Origin of the sequence: Sphingosinicella sp. LHD-64 (assembly GCF_031157375.1) — a bacterium.
Taxonomy (GTDB): Bacteria; Pseudomonadota; Alphaproteobacteria; order Sphingomonadales; family Sphingomonadaceae; genus Allosphingosinicella.
On sequence record NZ_JAVIFV010000001.1, the window covers coordinates 621,417 to 637,182 of the forward strand.

The 15,766-nt window shown below is 67.7% G+C and carries 15 protein-coding genes; 10 read left to right on the top strand and 5 right to left on the bottom strand.

Going from position 1 to position 15,766, the window contains the following annotated elements; genetic code table 11:
• Window positions 1–47: 47 nt before the first annotated feature.
• Together RCO27_RS03015 and RCO27_RS03020 are read left to right on the top strand one after the other, a co-directional pair.
• Window positions 48–2,294, top strand: a complete 2,247-nt coding sequence (locus tag RCO27_RS03015; protein WP_309001158.1) for a beta-L-arabinofuranosidase domain-containing protein — start codon at window positions 48–50, stop codon at window positions 2,292–2,294.
• Entirely contained in the window at window positions 2,291–3,667 is a 1,377-nt protein-coding gene (locus tag RCO27_RS03020; protein WP_309001159.1) for a glycoside hydrolase family 27 protein, read from the top strand. The genes RCO27_RS03015 and RCO27_RS03020 overlap by 4 nt, the downstream gene beginning before the upstream one ends.
• Here RCO27_RS03020 and RCO27_RS03025 read toward each other — a convergent pair.
• Window positions 3,648–4,607, bottom strand: a complete 960-nt coding sequence (locus tag RCO27_RS03025) for a pyridoxal-phosphate dependent enzyme (RefSeq protein ID WP_309001160.1) — start codon at window positions 4,605–4,607, stop codon at window positions 3,648–3,650. The genes RCO27_RS03020 and RCO27_RS03025 overlap by 20 nt on opposite strands.
• Before the next feature lie 138 nt (window positions 4,608–4,745).
• Between RCO27_RS03025 and RCO27_RS03030 the strand changes: the two genes are divergently transcribed.
• The 3 genes from RCO27_RS03030 to RCO27_RS03040 all read left to right on the top strand — a co-directional run bounded on the left by RCO27_RS03030 (window position 4,746) and on the right by RCO27_RS03040 (window position 7,353).
• Window positions 4,746–5,948 (top strand): type III PLP-dependent enzyme, encoded by a 1,203-nt coding sequence (locus RCO27_RS03030; RefSeq protein ID WP_309001161.1) that lies wholly within the window; start codon window positions 4,746–4,748, stop codon window positions 5,946–5,948.
• A gap of 109 nt (window positions 5,949–6,057) precedes the next feature.
• Window positions 6,058–7,110: a deoxyhypusine synthase gene (locus RCO27_RS03035; RefSeq protein WP_309001162.1), complete on the top strand. Its 1,053-nt coding sequence runs from the start codon at window positions 6,058–6,060 to the stop codon at window positions 7,108–7,110.
• Window positions 7,111–7,170: 60 nt separating this feature from the next.
• Window positions 7,171–7,353: a hypothetical protein gene (locus RCO27_RS03040; RefSeq protein ID WP_309001163.1), complete on the top strand. Its 183-nt coding sequence runs from the start codon at window positions 7,171–7,173 to the stop codon at window positions 7,351–7,353.
• Window positions 7,354–7,460: 107 nt separating this feature from the next.
• On the opposite strand, the gene ispH is transcribed toward RCO27_RS03040, so the two are convergent.
• Window positions 7,461–8,450, bottom strand: a complete 990-nt coding sequence (gene ispH, locus RCO27_RS03045; protein ID WP_309001164.1) for a 4-hydroxy-3-methylbut-2-enyl diphosphate reductase — start codon at window positions 8,448–8,450, stop codon at window positions 7,461–7,463.
• Between the two features lie 201 nt (window positions 8,451–8,651).
• Here ispH and RCO27_RS03050 point away from each other — a divergent pair, with 201 nt between their 5' ends.
• Window positions 8,652–9,032 carry a YbaN family protein gene (locus tag RCO27_RS03050; protein ID WP_309001165.1) on the top strand — a complete coding sequence of 127 codons (381 nt, stop codon included), beginning with the start codon at window positions 8,652–8,654 and terminating at the stop codon, window positions 9,030–9,032.
• Here RCO27_RS03050 and RCO27_RS03055 read toward each other — a convergent pair.
• Entirely contained in the window at window positions 9,029–9,451 is a 423-nt protein-coding gene (locus RCO27_RS03055) for a DUF2141 domain-containing protein (RefSeq protein ID WP_309001166.1), read from the bottom strand. The two genes, RCO27_RS03050 and RCO27_RS03055, sit on opposite strands and share 4 nt — an antisense overlap.
• Window positions 9,390–10,133 carry a sterol desaturase family protein gene (locus RCO27_RS03060; RefSeq protein WP_374990362.1) on the bottom strand — a complete coding sequence of 248 codons (744 nt, stop codon included), beginning with the start codon at window positions 10,131–10,133 and terminating at the stop codon, window positions 9,390–9,392. The genes RCO27_RS03055 and RCO27_RS03060 overlap by 62 nt, the downstream gene beginning before the upstream one ends.
• Before the next feature lie 97 nt (window positions 10,134–10,230).
• Between RCO27_RS03060 and crtY the strand changes: the two genes are divergently transcribed.
• From crtY to RCO27_RS03075, 3 genes are read left to right on the top strand one after another with little or no spacing between them, the layout of a single operon-like run.
• Entirely contained in the window at window positions 10,231–11,319 is a 1,089-nt protein-coding gene (gene crtY, locus RCO27_RS03065) for a lycopene beta-cyclase CrtY (protein WP_309001167.1), read from the top strand.
• Window positions 11,316–12,797: a phytoene desaturase gene (locus RCO27_RS03070; RefSeq protein WP_309001168.1), complete on the top strand. Its 1,482-nt coding sequence runs from the start codon at window positions 11,316–11,318 to the stop codon at window positions 12,795–12,797. The genes crtY and RCO27_RS03070 overlap by 4 nt, the downstream gene beginning before the upstream one ends.
• Window positions 12,781–13,686 carry a phytoene/squalene synthase family protein gene (locus RCO27_RS03075; protein WP_309001169.1) on the top strand — a complete coding sequence of 302 codons (906 nt, stop codon included), beginning with the start codon at window positions 12,781–12,783 and terminating at the stop codon, window positions 13,684–13,686. The genes RCO27_RS03070 and RCO27_RS03075 overlap by 17 nt, the downstream gene beginning before the upstream one ends.
• Here the strand turns inward: RCO27_RS03075 and RCO27_RS03080 are convergent.
• On the bottom strand, window positions 13,683–14,183 hold the full coding sequence (locus RCO27_RS03080) for a sterol desaturase family protein (protein ID WP_309001170.1): 501 nt from the start codon (window positions 14,181–14,183) through the stop codon (window positions 13,683–13,685). The two genes, RCO27_RS03075 and RCO27_RS03080, sit on opposite strands and share 4 nt — an antisense overlap.
• An 80-nt stretch (window positions 14,184–14,263) precedes the next feature.
• Between RCO27_RS03080 and RCO27_RS03085 the strand changes: the two genes are divergently transcribed.
• On the top strand, window positions 14,264–15,745 hold the full coding sequence (locus RCO27_RS03085) for a CHAD domain-containing protein (RefSeq protein WP_309001171.1): 1,482 nt from the start codon (window positions 14,264–14,266) through the stop codon (window positions 15,743–15,745).
• Window positions 15,746–15,766: the final 21 nt, after the last annotated feature.

Genomic DNA, 15,766 nt, shown 5'->3' on the forward strand with positions numbered 1-15,766 from the left:
TGGCGCTGGCCGGCCCCGCTTCTGCGGCAAGAGGCGAAGCACAGCGCGTGAAGGCTCGGCCCCTCCCCCTCTCCGCCGTCCGGCTCACACCATCCATCTATGCCGATGCGGTGGCGGCGAACCGGCGCTACCTGCTGTCGCTCGAGCCCGACCGGCTGCTGCACAACTTCCACGAGAGCGCCGGCCTGCCGGCCAAGGGCGCGCGCTATGGCGGATGGGAGGCGCGCGGTATCGCCGGCCACACGCTCGGCCACTATCTCTCCGCCTGCGCGCTGATGTTCGCCCAAACCGGCGATACCGAAATGCGGGAACGGGTGCACAACATCGTGGCCGAGCTGGCGCGCATCCAGGCGGCGCATGGCGACGGCTATATCGGCGGCACCACGGTCGAGCGCGACGGCCAAGTCCTCGACGGCAAGATCGTCTTCGAGGAGATTCGCCGCGGCGAGATCCGCACCAGCGGCTTCGACATCAACGGCGGCTGGGTCCCGCTCTACACCTGGCACAAGGTCCATGCGGGTCTGATCGACGCCCACCGCCTCGCCGACGACCCTGGCGCGCTCCGCGTCATGCTCGGCATGGCCGACTATCTCGCCGCCATCCTCGAAGGGCTCGACGACGCGCAGCTGCAGAGGCTGCTCGCGGCCGAATATGGCGGCCTCAACGACAGTTATGCCGAGACCTATGCGCGGACCGGCAACCGGCGCTACCTCGCTCTTGCCGAGCGCATCCGCGACCGTCGGGTGCTCGACCCGCTGACGCGAGGCCGCAACGTCCTGCCGGGCCTCCACGCCAATACCCAGATCCCGAAGATCATCGGTCTCGCCCGCCTCTATGAACTGACCGGCGAACCGCGGCACGCGGCGGCAGCACGCTTCTTCCACCGGACGGTTGTGGAGGACCACAGCTACGTCATCGGCGGCAATTCGGAGCGCGAGCATTTCGGACCACCCCGCGTCCTCGCGCCCGCCATCACCGACCGGACTTGCGAGGCGTGCAACACCTACAACATGCTGAAGCTCACCCGGCACCTCTATGCCTGGGAGCCGGATGCGTCGCTGTTCGACGATTACGAGCGCGCCCATCTCAACCACATCCTCGCGCACCAACACCCGGAAACCGGCATGTTCGTCTATTTCACGCCACTGAGCGCGGGCGGTCGGCGGACCTATTCAACGCCGGAGGACAGCTTCTGGTGCTGCGTCGGCTCCGGCATGGAGAGCCACGCCAAGCATGGCGAGTCCATCTACTGGGAGGACGGTCGCACCCTCTATGTGAACCTCTTCATCCCCTCGATGCTCGACTGGCCGGGGCGCGGTCGATTCGAACTCGAGACTGCCTATCCCTTTTCCGAGCAAGTGACGCTGCGGGTGACCGAAGGCACGGACGAGCCCTTGTCGATCGCGCTGCGCCTGCCGGGCTGGTGCGCAAGCCCCGTGGTGACGCTGAACGGCCGGCCGGCATCGTTCGAGCGCCGGCAGGGTTATGCCGTGCTCGCCCGCCGCTGGCAGGCCGGCGACAGCCTCCACCTCGACCTCCCGATGGCGCTTCGACCCGAGGCGACGCCCGACGATCCGCGCCTGCTCGCCTTCCTCTCCGGGCCGCTCGTCCTCGCCGCCGATCTCGGGCCGGCCGGCGCTCCGTTCGAGGCGCTGCCGCCGGCTTTGGTCTCGGCCGATGCCGCCCACGCGCTCCGACCGGTCGAGGGCGCGCCCCACGTCTTCCGGACCGCAGGCGCGGTTCCGCAGGAGCTCACCCTGCGTCCGTTCTTCAACCAATATGACCGCCGCACCGCGGTCTACTTCCCGGTCTTCACCGGCGCGCAGTGGCAGGCCGAGGAAGCCGAATGGCGGGAGGCGCAGCGTGCGAGAGCGGCGCTCGAGGCGCGGACGGTGGACGTGATCCATCTGGGCGAAATGCAGCCCGAACGCGATCACGATTTCGCCGCCAATCATGCCGATCTCCTGAGCTGGGGCGGGCGCAGCGGGCGCCAAGCCTGGTGGGGCGACGGCAATTATATCGAGTTCACCCTGGCGGTGCGGCCCGGCCCGATGACGCTTTCCGCCCTCTATTGGGGCGAGGAGACGAACAAGAATTTCGACATCCTGGTCGAGGGCATCCGCATTGCCAACGAGCGTCGTGCGGGCGCGCCGGTGGAGCGCTTCGTCTCGGCCGAATATCCGATCCCCGAGGCGCTGACCCGCGGTCGGGACAGGGTGCGTGTGCGCTTCGAGACGCGGGGCAGCGACGCCCCGGTCTACGAATGCCGGATGCTGGAGGGAACGAACGGATGATCCGCCTGACGAGGCGTGCCGCGATCGGCGCGCTGGCCTCTGCACCGCTCGCCGTGAAGGCGATGGCAACGCCGCACGATACAAGCTTCCGCGCACTCGCGCCGCGCCCGCCGATGGGATGGAACAGCTGGGATTGCTTCGCCACGACGATCAACGAGGCGCAGGCGCGCGCCAATGCGGCGGTGATGGCCGAGAAGCTGCTGCCGCATGGCTACGATGTCTTCACCATCGACATCCAGTGGTACGAATCCGGCGCCACCGGCTTCCAGTATCGCGTCGGCGCCGAACTGACGATGGACGGCTGGGGCCGGCTGCTTCCGGCCGGGAACCGCTTTCCCTCGGCACGCGGCGGCCTGGGCTTCAAGCCGCTCGCCGACCATATCCATGCGCTCGGCCTCAGATTCGGCGTGCACCTGATGCGCGGCGTGCCGCGCGGGGCCGCCGACCGCAACCTGCCGATCCTGGGCACGCCTCACCGCTGCGGCGCGATCGCTGACCGGGTGAACATCTGTCCCTGGAATCCCGACATGTACGGCATCGACATGTCGAAGCCGGGCGCCCAGGCTTATTATGACAGCGTCTTCCGTTTGCTTGCCGAATGGGGCGTCGATTTCGTGAAGGTCGACGACATCAGCCGCCCTTATCATCGCAACGAGCCCGAGATCGCAGCGGTGCGGCGGGCGATCGACGGTTCCGGCCGCCCGATGGTCCTCAGCCTCTCACCCGGCGAGACGCCGCTCAGCGCCGCCGCCCATGCCGGCACCCACGCGAACATGTGGCGGATCAGCGACGATTTCTGGGACGAATGGCCGCTGCTGCTGTCGCAATTCCGGCGGCTGGCGAACTGGGCGCCGCACGTGCGCGCCGGTACCTGGCCCGATGCCGACATGCTGCCGCTCGGCCTGCTCGCCATGGGCGCGCGCCGCACCCGCTTCACTCCTGCCGAGCAGCGCACGATGATGACTCTCTGGTCGATCGCGCGCTCGCCGCTGATCATGGGCGGCGACCTGACCGCGCTCGACGATGCGGCCCTCGCCCTGCTCACCAACGACGAAGTGCTTGCGGTCAATCAGCACGGCACCGGCGGCCGCGAGCTGCGTCGGACCGGGACCGAGGCGATCTGGATCGCACGCGATTCCCGGACCGGCGATCCGTATGTCGCCCTGTTCAACCTCGGCGAGACCGAGGCAATAGTTTCGGTTCGTCGAGATGCGCTCGGCGCGGTGGAAGGCGCACACGTCCGCGATCTGTGGGCCCAGCGCGATATCGGCCTGGCGGCAGACAGGATCGATGTCACGCTCGCGCCGCATGGCGCTGCGTTCTATCGGCTGGGCAATGAGCGCGATGCTGTGGTCACTGTCCAGAACCCGTGAGTATCTCGGCGAACAGGTGCGGATCGATATTGCCGCCGGAGACCACGACCACGCTGCCGTCCGGCACCTCGCCCGCCTTGCCGGCCAGCAGGGCCGCAAGGGCGACCGCGCCGCCGGGTTCGGCGACGATTCTGAGATGGCGGAAAGCGAAGGCCATGGCGGCGGCAACCTCGGCCTCGCTGACTGCGACGCCCCGCGCGCCGGCCTCATGCAGGGCGCCGAAGGTCAGCGGGGAGACGAGCGTGGTCTGCAGCGCGTCGCAGCGGGTCGGCGGCGCCGGCTGCTCGACCGGTACGATGTGGCCGAGCGCGAGCGAGCGGGTCATGTCGTCCCAGCCTTCGGGCTCGGCAATCAGGATGTCGCTGTCGGGCAACGCCAGCGCGATGCCGCCGGAAAGGCCGCCACCGCCGCACGGGATGATGACCAGCGGCGGAGGACCCCCGAGCTGTTCCTCGATCTCGACGCCGATCGTCCCCTGCCCTTCGATCACGTCGACATCGTCGAATGACGGCACGAGCGTCGCGCCGCGCTCGGCGGCGAGTCGGGCGCCGATCTCTTCGCGGCTTTCGGTCGCGCGGTCGAAGAAGATGATCTCCGCGCCCGCTGCGCGAGTCGCCTCGACCTTCACGCCCGGCGCGTCGGCCGGCATCACGATCGTTGCGGTGATGCCCATGCGCTGCGCCGCGACGGCGATGCCCTGGGCGTGATTTCCCGAGGAAAAGGCGACGACGCCGCGGACGCGGGCGGCCTCGTCCAGCCGGCGCAGCCGATTGGTCGCGCCCCGCAACTTGAAGGCGCCGCTCTGCTGCAAACATTCCGGCTTTATCCAGATGCGGCGACCCTCCCAGTCGAGGGGAAGCAACGAGGTAATGGTCACCGCGCCGGCGATGCGGGCCGCCGCTTCTCGGACACCGTTCGTCGATGGCCTTCGATTCGTCATTCAAACCTCTGGGAACAAGGGGGAAAATGCAGGTCTTTACATGGGGGTCCAACGCTCATATATCGCCCGTCCGCTGCCCCATGGGACTTCCAACCGCAAGGCAGCTCTTAGTCAACTACCCGTTGGAGGTCCCTTGAGTTGCACAAGCATCATAGCGCGCTGGGGCTAGCGACTGCCCTTCGGCCGGTCCAGCCGGTCACGCTCATTCGTCCGCACGCCGCCCGGCGCGCCGCCCGATTCTTCGTCGAGAAGTTTCCGGGCCGTTCGCTCTATGCCGTGAAGGCCAATCCCTCGCCCGACCTGCTCGAGGTCCTGGGGGACAGCGGCGTCACGCATTACGACGTGGCCTCGATCGCCGAGGTCAAGCTCGTCGCGGAGACGCTGCCGGAAGCGACGCTCTGCTTCATGCACCCGGTCAAGGCCGAGGAGGCGATCGCCGAAGCCTATCACGGCTACGGCGTGCGCACCTTCAGCCTCGACACCGAGGACGAGCTGGAGAAGATCGTCCGCGCGACCGCCACTGACGGCGTCGCGGCGAGCGACCTCAACCTGCTGGTGCGCATCCGCGTGTCCTCCGATCATTCGAAGCTCAGCCTCGCGTCGAAGTTCGGCGCCGAGCCCGACGAGATGAGGGCCCTCCTGATGGCGACCCGCCAGGCGGCGGACGCGCTCGGCATCTGCTTCCATGTCGGCAGCCAGGCGATGACACCGCGCGCCTATGCGGAGGCGATGGAGCGGGTGCGCGCGGCGATCGTCGCGGCGGCCGTCACGGTCGACATCGTCGATGTCGGCGGCGGCTTTCCGTCGACCTACCCGGGCATGGAGCCGCCACCGCTGGAGCTCTATTTCGAGACGATCCACCGGTCGTTCGAGGATCTGCCGATCTCCTATTCGGCGGAACTGTGGTGCGAGCCGGGCCGGGCGCTGTGCGCAGAATATGCGAGCCTGCTGGTCCGGGTGGAGAAGCGCCGTGGCGACACGCTCTACATCAACGACGGCGCCTATGGCGCGCTGTTCGATGCGGCGCATGTCGGCTGGCGCTTCCCGGTGAAGCTGCTGCGCGAGCCTGAGTCCGAGACGAAGGACATGGCGTTCAGCTTCTACGGGCCGACCTGCGACGATCTCGATCACATGGCCGGGCCGTTCCATCTGCCCGCCGACGTCGCTGCCGGCGACTATATCGAGATCGGCATGCTCGGCGCCTATGGCTGCGCGATGCGGACCCAGTTCAACGGCTTCGGCGCGGACCTGAAGGTCGTCGCCGAGGACGAGCCGATGGCGTCGCTCTACCTGGGCGAAGCTGAGGAACGGGCGGTTCCGTCGAACGTCGTAACGCTGTAACCCCTTCACGTCATTGCGAGCGTAGCGAAGCAATCCAGCGCGGCGCTGATGCCGGCTGGATTGCTTCGTCGCTGCGCTCCTCGCAATGACAATGCATGGAGATTCAAGAATGACCGACGCCCCCGTGAACGACACCCGCAAGGCGGAGCTGCTGTCGACCGTGGTCGAGCATATCGACATCAAGAGCTTCGACGCGCGCCCCATCGTCGATGCGATGAAGAAGATGAGCTTCACCAGCCGCGATCTCGGCCGGGCGACGGAAATCTACAACCAGATGCTGGCCGATCCGGACTGCACGATCGTGCTGGTTATCGCCGGCTCCACGTCGGCCGGCGGCTGCATGGATCTCTACGCCGAGCTGATCCGCAACAACATGGTCGATTGCGTCGTCGCGACCGGCGCGACCATCGTCGACATGGATTTCTTCGAAGGGCTCGGCCACAAGCATTATCAGGCGCTTGAAGTGCCGGACGACGACACCCTGCGCTCGCTCTACATCGACCGCATCTATGACACCTATATCGACGAGGAAGCGCTCCAGCACGTCGATCACACGATCTTCGAGATCGCCGAGACGCTGGAGCCCCGGCCCTATTCGAGCCGTGCGTTCATCCGCGAGATGGGCAAGTATCTCGTCGCCAATGGCAAGAAGGACAACAGCCTCGTCAAGCTCGCCTACGAGCATGACGTGCCGATCTTCTGCCCGGCCTTCGTCGACTCGTCGGCGGGCTTCGGCCTCGTCAAGCATCAGGTCGACGCGGTGAAGGCCGGCAAGCCCTATCTGGTGCTCGATGCGATCGCCGACTTCCGCGAGCTGACCGACATCAAGATCAAGGCCGGCACCACCGGCCTGCTGATGATCGGCGGCGGCGTGCCGAAGAACTTCATCCAGGACACGGTCGTGTGCGCCGAAATCCTCGGCCACGACGATGTCGAGGTGCATAAGTACGCGGTGCAGATCACCGTTGCCGACGTGCGCGACGGCGCCTGCTCCTCCTCGACGCTGCAGGAGGCGGCGAGCTGGGGCAAGGTCAACACGGGCATCGAGCAGATGGTGTTCGCCGAAGCCGGCAGCGTGATGCCGCTCCTCGCCAGCGACGCCTATCATCGCGGCCACTGGAAGACCCGCGCCAAGCGCGCCTGGGCGAAGCTGTTCGCCTAGGCCTTGTCGGGCCCGCCCGCTTTTGCGACTTATTGAGAATTGTTCGCGAATCGGGAGCCCATGATGACCAAGCGCCGCAAGACCGTCCGCCGTTCCTTCCTCGCCGCCGTGGCCGGTGCCAGCGGGCTGGCGCTCGCCGCCTGCTCCGATTCCGGCCAGCAGGGCAGCAGCGATCCGAGCGGGAACAACGGTGCATCGTCGCGTGAATCTGAATCGTCAGACAGCGACTCGGATTCCGGCTAGAGGATCCAGGCGACGGTCAACGTCGTGCGATGGCGTTCCCGCGCTTTCCTGACCGCCTCGCTGTGCCTTTACGCGCTGACGATCCGCGCGGCGCTCGCCTTTTTCGGCTAGGCGATCCGCAGCGGCTTGAACACCGTCTGCTCGGAGATCTGCGCGGCTTCGTCGATCTCCAGGTCGAAATGGACGGCGAGGGCGGCAAGGATGTCCGAGACGCTCGCCTCGGGGGTCGAGGCGGCCGCCGACACGCCCAGGCTGCGCGATTCCCGCAGCATCGTGAAGTCGAGTTCGGCCGGACCGGCGACGAACTGGACGGAGGGGCAGCCGGCGGCGCGCGCGACCTCGGCGAGGCGGCAGGCGTTGGAGGAGAAATGCGCGCCGGCGACGATCACCGCGTCGACCTCGGCCGCGATCGCCCGAAGCGCCGCCTGGCGGTTGGTGGTGGCATAGCAGATGTCGCTGCGCGGCGGCGCGGCGACGTCGCCGAAGCGCGCGGTCACCGCCGCGATGATGCCGGCCGCCTCGTCGACCGAATAGGTGGTCTGGACGGCGTAGGCGATCGGCCGGTCCGCGGCGAAATCGAGCGCCGCCACTTCCGCGGCTGAACTGACGACAGTCGCCGCGCCGGCGGGGAGCTGGCCGAGCGTGCCGGCGATCTCGGGATGACCCCGATGGCCGATCAGGATGACATGGCGGCCCTCGCCGTGATGGCGCGCCACCTCGCGATGAACCTTGGCAACGAGCGGGCAGACCGCGTCGAACCAGGTCAGCGCACGGCCATCCGCCTCAGCGGCAACATGTCGGGGGATGCCGTGCGCCGACATGATCACGACGCTGCCGTCCGGGACTTCCTCCAGCTCCTCGACAAAGATGGCGCCCTTGGCCTCCAAGGCACGCACCACGGCGAGGTTGTGAACGATCGGGCGGCGGACATAGACGGGAGCACCGTAGCGCTCCAACGCCGCCTCGACGCCGTCGATGGCGCGGCGAACGCCGGCGCAGAAGCCGCGTGGAGCAGCGAGGAGGACGCGCAGCTTCGGCCGCACGACGATGTCCTCGACGCGCGGCTGGACAGCCAGGGACTGGTGGTGCTGGTCCATCTTCCCCCCTACGCATCTTATGCAGGCAAAGCGGGTGCAGGGAAAGATCGACAATGCCGGATCCCGGTGACGGGGATTTCAAGATCGCATTCCCAAATGAATGTGGTCGAAGCACCGGCGGGCTTGTGCGATGGTTGTGCGATGGACCGCGTTCCGGAGCCGACAAATGATGCGCCTTATCCGCGTCCGGCCCGGTCGCGGATGACGCGGTGGGCGTGGTTCGGGGCGGGTTGGCTGTTCGTCGGGCTGGGCGTCGTCGGGGCGCTGCTGCCGCTGCTGCCGACCACGATCTTCATCATCCTTGCCGCCGGGTGCTTCGCGCGGTCGTCGCCGCGGCTGGAGGCCTGGCTGCTGGCGCATCGGCGCTTCGGGCCGAGCCTGCGGGCCTGGCGGGCCGAGGGTGCGATTCCGCGGCGCGGGAAGATCGCGGCCTGCATCGGGATCGCGATCGGTTACGGCCTCTTCTGGTGGAGCGTCCGGCCGAGCCTGATGGTGGACATCGCCGTCGCCGTCGCCCTTGCCACCTGTGCAGCGTTCATCCTCACCCGACCCGCACCGGCGGATGAGCGCCGAGGCTCCTAGAGCAGATATTTCATCACCACCGTCTGCCGGGCGCGCCCCGCAATCTCGAAGCGGACGTCCTCGTAGCGGGGCGGGCCCATGCGGATGCGGGGGTTGCGGGAGAAGCCAAAGCCCTCGCGCGGGATCGCCATCATCCGGTCGAGCCGGCCGTTCGAGTTTTCGTCATGGATGACGGAAAGCGCATAAGTGCCGGGCGCCAGGCCGCCGAGATGGATGGCGGCGGCGCGGGCGGCGGGGAGCGAACGCTTCACCGCGGCAGGGTCGGCGTTGCAATCGGGAAAATGCGCGGGATTGCGCGTCAGGCAGAGGCGCACGATGCCGTTCGTGTTCCTCAATCCTTGGATGCTGAGATTGAGCTCAGCCGGCGACGCCTGCGCGGTCAGCAGCGCGAACAGGACCGGTGCCAGCGCCGTCCGCACGGCGGAACGTGCCCAGTCCCCTGTCGGTGCCGCAGAGACGATCCCAGAAACGGAAATAGAGCCCATAATTGCATCCATATTGCTGGTGGTGGCGCTGATGGTGGCTGGCGGTGATCAGCCAATCCCCTGCCCGGCCCTGGACGAGCCGGCGCGGGAACATCTCCCAGCCCATATGATTGGTGACGCCCATCACCGTCATCACGGTCAGCACCACGCCCAGCGCCGCGACATGGATCGGGATGGCGAGGACGAGCGCGGGGATGACGACGGCGCCGGTCAGCGCCTCCCAGGGATGGAAGCTCATCGCCGCCCAGGCGGTCGGCGGGCGGCTGGCATGGTGGACGGCGTGAGCGATGCGGAACGGCGTCGGCCGGTGCATCCAGCGATGCGTCCAGTAGAACCAGGCGTCGTGAAGGAGGAGGTAGACGAGCACCGATCCGGGCAGCCACCACAGCGGATACTCCGAGACGTTCGTGTAGACGCGGGTCCAGCCATGTTCCTGCCAGCCCCAGGCGAGCAGCCCGGCCGGGGCGCCGTAGATGAAGGCGCTGGCCAGCGACCAACCGATCTCGCGCCGGATCTGGGGATCGAGGCCGGCATAGAGTCCGGGAAATCGGGCCCGGGTCAGCAAGGCGAAGCCGCCGCTCACCGCGAGGTAACGCAGGCCGACAATGACAGTCATCGCCAGAATCGACGCGGAGATGGCGAGGAGCAGGCTCACGACGCGCTCCTTACAACAGCCGGTGGCGATGTGCGACCGGCCTCGTTAAGGAGGCCTCGTGTCGGGGCGGGAACCTCTTGTGATCGCGGGCGGCGGCCTCGCCGGGTGCCTCACCGCGCTGGCGCTAGCGAAGCTCCGGCCTGAGGTGCCGTTCCTGCTGGTCGAGCAGGGCGAGACGTTCGGCGGCAACCATATCTGGTCCTTCTTCGATGCGGATGTGGCGACCGAGGACCGCTGGTTGGTCGAGCCGATGATCGCCAAAAGCTGGGACAGCTATGATGTGCGCTTCCCGGCGCGGGCGCGCACGCTTCCGACCCGCTACAACAGCACCCGATCCAACCTGCTCGGCCGCTTGGTGCGCGAGCGATTGCGGCCGGATCAGTACCGGCTGGGCGCGACGGCCGACCGAATCGACATCGACGCGCGGGGGGCGGCCAATCTCGATGCGCTCGACCTCGGCTGGCAGAAGTTCGTCGGGCGCGAATACCGGCTCGATCGCCCGCACGGCCTCGATCGCCCGATCGTCATGGACGCTTGCGTCGATCAGGCGGACGGCTATCGCTTCGTCTACTGCCTGCCGTTCGCCGAGGATCGTCTCCTGATCGAGGATACTTATTATTCCACCGATCCGGCACTGGACCGGGCGGAGATCGGCGCGCGCATCGAGGCCTATGCCGATTCGCGGGGCTGGCGCCCTGCCGCGCTCGAGAAGGAGGAGGCCGGCGTGCTACCGGTGGCGATGGGCGGTGATTTCGACGCCTTCTGGCCCGAAGGCGATTGGACGGCGCGGATCGGGCTGCGCGGCGCCTTCTTCCATCCGACGACAGGCTATTCCCTTCCCGATGCGGTGAGGATTGCACTGCTGATCGCGCGGCAGGGGGATTTCTCGAGTCTTCCGACGCTGCTCAGGGCCGAGGCGAAACGGCTGTGGACGGCGCGGGGCTTCTACCGGCTGCTCGACAAGATGCTGTTCCGCGCCGCGCCGCCCGCCGAGCGCTATCGGGTGCTTGAGCATTTCTACCGCCTGCCGCCGGACGTGGTGGAACGCTTCTATGCGGCGCAGTCGACGCTGGCGGACAAGGCACGGATTCTGTCCGGGAAGCCGCCGGTGCCGATCGGCCGCGCGCTGAAGGCGCTCGTCGCATGACGAAATCGGCCGCGATCATCGGCGCCGGCTTCGGCGGCCTCGCGCTCGCCATCCGGCTGCAATCGGCCGGCATCGCGACCACCGTGATCGAGGCGCGCGACAAGCCGGGCGGGCGGGCCTATTTCTGGGAGAAGGACGGCCACGTCTTCGATGCCGGGCCGACCGTCATCACCGATCCCGATTGCCTGAAGGAGCTGTGGGCGCTCGGCGGCGCCGACATCGCCGAGGACGTGGAGTTGGTGCCGGTCACCCCCTTCTACCGGCTGACCTGGCCCGACGGAACGGTGTTCGACTACACCAATGACGATACGCTGCTGGAGAAGCAGATTGCGGCGCTGCGGCCCGAGGATGTCGAGGGGTATCGCAAGTTCCTGGCCTATTCGGCGGGCGTCTTTCGCGAGGGCTACGAGAAGCTCGGCGCCGTGCCCTTCCTCGACTTTGCGTCGATGCTGAAGGCGGGGCCCAGCCTTATGCGCTACCAGGCGTGGCGTTCGGTCTATTCGATCGTCTCCGGCTATGTGAAGAACGAGAAGCTGCGCGAGGCCCTCTCCTTCCACACGCTGCTCGTCGGCGGCAACCCGATGACGACCAGCTCGATCTACGCGCTGATCCACAAGCTGGAACGCGATGGCGGGGTCTGGTTTGCCAGAGGCGGGACCAACGCGCTGATCCGCGGGATGGTGCGGCATTTCGAACGTATCGGGGGGACATTGAGGCTCGGCGATCCGGTCGCGGAGGTCATCACCGACGGAACCCGTGCCACCGGCGTACTGACGAAGAGCGGCTGGCACGCCCAGTTTGACGCGGTCGCCTCGAACGGCGACGTGGTCCACAGCTACGACCTCGTGAAGGGTCACAAGCGCGGCGCCGCCGCCGCACGCAAGCTGCGCCGCAAGCGTTTCTCGCCGTCCCTCTTCGTCGTGCATTTCGGGGTCAAAGGCACCTGTCCCGAGGTCCGTCACCATTCGATCCTGTTCGGGCCGCGCTACAAGGGGCTGCTCGGCGACATCTACAGCCGCGGCCGGCTGGCGGACGATCCGTCGCTCTACATCCACCATCCCAGCCTGACCGATCCGGATATGGCGCCGCCTGGGCATTCGACCTTCTACGCGCTCGCACCGGTGCCGCACCTGGGCAAGCTCGATGTGGACTGGTCGGTCGAGGGTCCGCGCTATCGCGACCGCATTCTCGAACTGGTCGAGCAGCGGCTCGTGCCCGGCCTGCGTGCGAACCTGACCACGGTGTTCCACTATACGCCGCAGGATTTCGCCCACGATCTCGGTGCGCATCTGGGCTCGGCGTTCAGCCTCGAGCCGTTGCTCACCCAGAGCGCCTGGTTCCGAGTGCACAATCGCGACGACGTGATCCCCAACCTCTATTTCGTCGGGGCCGGAACCCATCCGGGCGCGGGCATTCCCGGCGTGGTCGGCAGCGCCAAGGCGACCGCGGGACTGATGATCGATGACCTCCGCAGCTGAACGAGCCTCGCTGGTCGCGGAAGCGGAGCGGATCATCCGCGAAGGTTCAAAGTCGTTCCGCTTCGCCAGCAATCTTTTCGATCAGCCGACCCGCGAGCGGGCATGGCTGCTCTACAGCTGGTGCCGCGCCTGCGATGATCTCGCCGATGGCCAGACGTTGGGGCATGGCGCCACCGCACCGGCCGATCCCGGGCGCCGTATCGCCTTCATCCGCGAGACGACCGACCGGGCACTGGCCGGCGAGACGGTGGGGGTCGCGCCATTCGACGCGCTGCGGGTCGTCGCGGCGGAATGCGCGATCCCGCGGCGCTTCATGGAGGATCATCTTGCCGGCTTCGCGCTGGATGCCGAGGGCTGGCGGCCCGCGAGCGAGGACGATCTGCTGCGCTATTGCTACCATGTCGCCGGCGCGGTCGGCTGCATGATGGCCGTGCTGATGGGTGTCGCGCCGGACGATGAGGACACGCTCGACCGCGCCTGCGACCTCGGCCTCGCCTTCCAGCTCTCCAACATCGCCCGCGACATCGTCGAGGATCATGGCGTCGGTCGGATCTACATCCCCGCGGACTGGGGCCCCGTCGATCCGACAGACCGCCGGAGCCTGGCCGCAATGGCCGAGCGGCTGGCCGGGCTGGTCGCCGCCTACGAGGCCTCGGCGCGGGTGGGCGCGGCGCGCCTGCCCTTCCGGGCGCGCTGGGCGGTGCTTTCGGCGGCCGCGATCTATGGCGGTATCGCCCTTAAGGTGGTCGCGCGCGGCACTCATGCCTGGGACAGCCGCACCGTCGTGCACAAGCCCGAGAAGCTGATGATGGTGATCAACGCGCTGGTCGAATGCGGCGACCGACCCACGCCGGTGGACCGCACCGGCCTCTGGACGCGGCCGCGCTAGCGTCCGGCCGGCGCCCTGACCCCTGCCCGCTCGCGACGCTTCAATTCGGCCTTCAGCACCTCGGGCGGGGGGGCCCAGAGGAAACCGAAGCTCACCGTACCCCGCTTCGTCTCGACCGCGTGATGAAGGCGGTGGGCCTGAACGATGCGCTTCATGTACGTCGAGCGCGGCACGTAGCGGTGATCGAGCCGCTTGTGCACGATCACGTCGTGGAAACCGAAATAGATCGCGCCATAGGCGGCGATGCCGGCGCCGACCCAGATCGCCCAGCTGCCCCAGGCGAGATTCACGCCGCCGAAGATCAGCGTGATCGACGGGATGGCGAAGATCACCGCGTAGAGATCGTTCGCCTCCCAGTTGCCGGTGCGCGGGCGGTGATGGCTGGCGTGGAGGAACCAGCCCGGGCCGTGCATGACCCAGCGGTGTGCCGCATAAGCGACAGCCTCCATCGCGATCACTGTGCCAAGGAACAGCAGGGGGCCGGCGATCCAGCTCATGCGCGGCTCTATACGCCTCGACAGGCGCCCATGCCTAGGTTTGCGTTTGCGCTATCATAGGGTATGCCGGTCCCTTCCTGGTGGGACGACGTACCTTGGCACAGGAAGTCGAGCTCAAATTCGACATTGACCCGGAGGGCGGCGCGGCGATCCGTCGCGCCGGCCTGTTCGGACCCCGGAGGGTTCGGCCGAAGCGGCAGGACAGTATCTATTACGACACGGCCGACGGGGCTTTGCGGCACGCCGGATTGTCGCTCCGGGTGCGACGGTCCGGACGCTGTTTCGTCCAGACGGTGAAGCGGGACGGCGGCAACCGCGCTGGCCTGTTCGTTCGGCAGGAATGGGAAAGCGAGGTGCCGAGCTTCACGCCCGATCTGTCGGTGCTTGACATGCTGCCGTTGCGGCAGGGGCTCGGCGCCGCGTCAAGCGAGAAGCTGGTCCCCCTTGTCCGTACGCGAGTCAGCCGCACGGCCTGGCAGGTGCGGCACAACGACAGCTGGATCGAGGTGGCACTGGACGAAGGCTCGGTGACCAGCGGTCGGACCAGGGCGCCGGTCAGCGAGCTGGAGCTGGAACTGCTCAACGGCGTGCCCGACGCCGTGTTCGACCTGGCTGAGGAAATCGCCGCAACGGCGCCGCTCCGGCTCGGCGTGCTCAGCAAGATCGAGCGCGGCTATGCGCTTGCCGACGGCAAGCTTGGCGGGGCCGCGAAGGCGGAGCCGGTGGACCTCACGCCGTCGCTCAGCGCCGGCGATGCCTTCCTGGCGGTCACGCAGTCGTGCATCCGCCATTTCCGGTTGAACGAAACGGCCCTGCTCGGCACGCGCAATGCCGAAGCGCTGCACCAGGCGCGAGTCGCGATCCGCCGGCTGCGCTCGGCCCTGTCACTGTTCCGGCCGATGATCGAAGGCAGCGAACAACGGCATTTCAACGCGGAACTGCGCTGGCTCGGCCGCCAGCTCAGCGATGCGCGTAACCTCGACGTCCTGATCGGCCATGCCGAGCAGGACGCAGAACTCAGCTCAGCGCTCCGGTCGCTGCGCAAGGAAGCCTATGCCCACGTCGAGTCGACCTTTCGAGCGGAACGCGGGCGCGGACTGATGCTGAAGTTCGTCGAGTGGCTGGAGCTTGGGTCGTGGCGGCAGGGCAGGCAGGCCGACCGCGACCTGGCAGCGCTCGCCGGCAAGCGACTTGGGCGGCAGTGGCGACGGATTGCGCGGGACGGCGAAGATGTGGCCGGTCTCGATGCCGAAGCACGGCACCGCCTGCGCATCCGGATCAAGAAACTGCGCTACGCGACCGAGTTCCTCGCCAGCCTCTATGCCGAAAAGCCGCGTTCGGGCCGGCGCGACGACTTCCTCGATGCACTCAAGATACTGCAGGAACGACTCGGCGACCTCAACGACGCCTGGACGGCCGAGGCGCTGGCCGAGAGTCTCCCTGAACCCCTGCGCCCGGCCATCCGGAAGCTCCATCCCGTGCCGGATCAGCAGAAGGCGCTGCGATCAGCCGGGAACGCGTTGCACAAGGCGCACGCAGCCGCCGGTTTCTGGGCCGGGTAGGCCGGGCGTCCGCCATCCAGC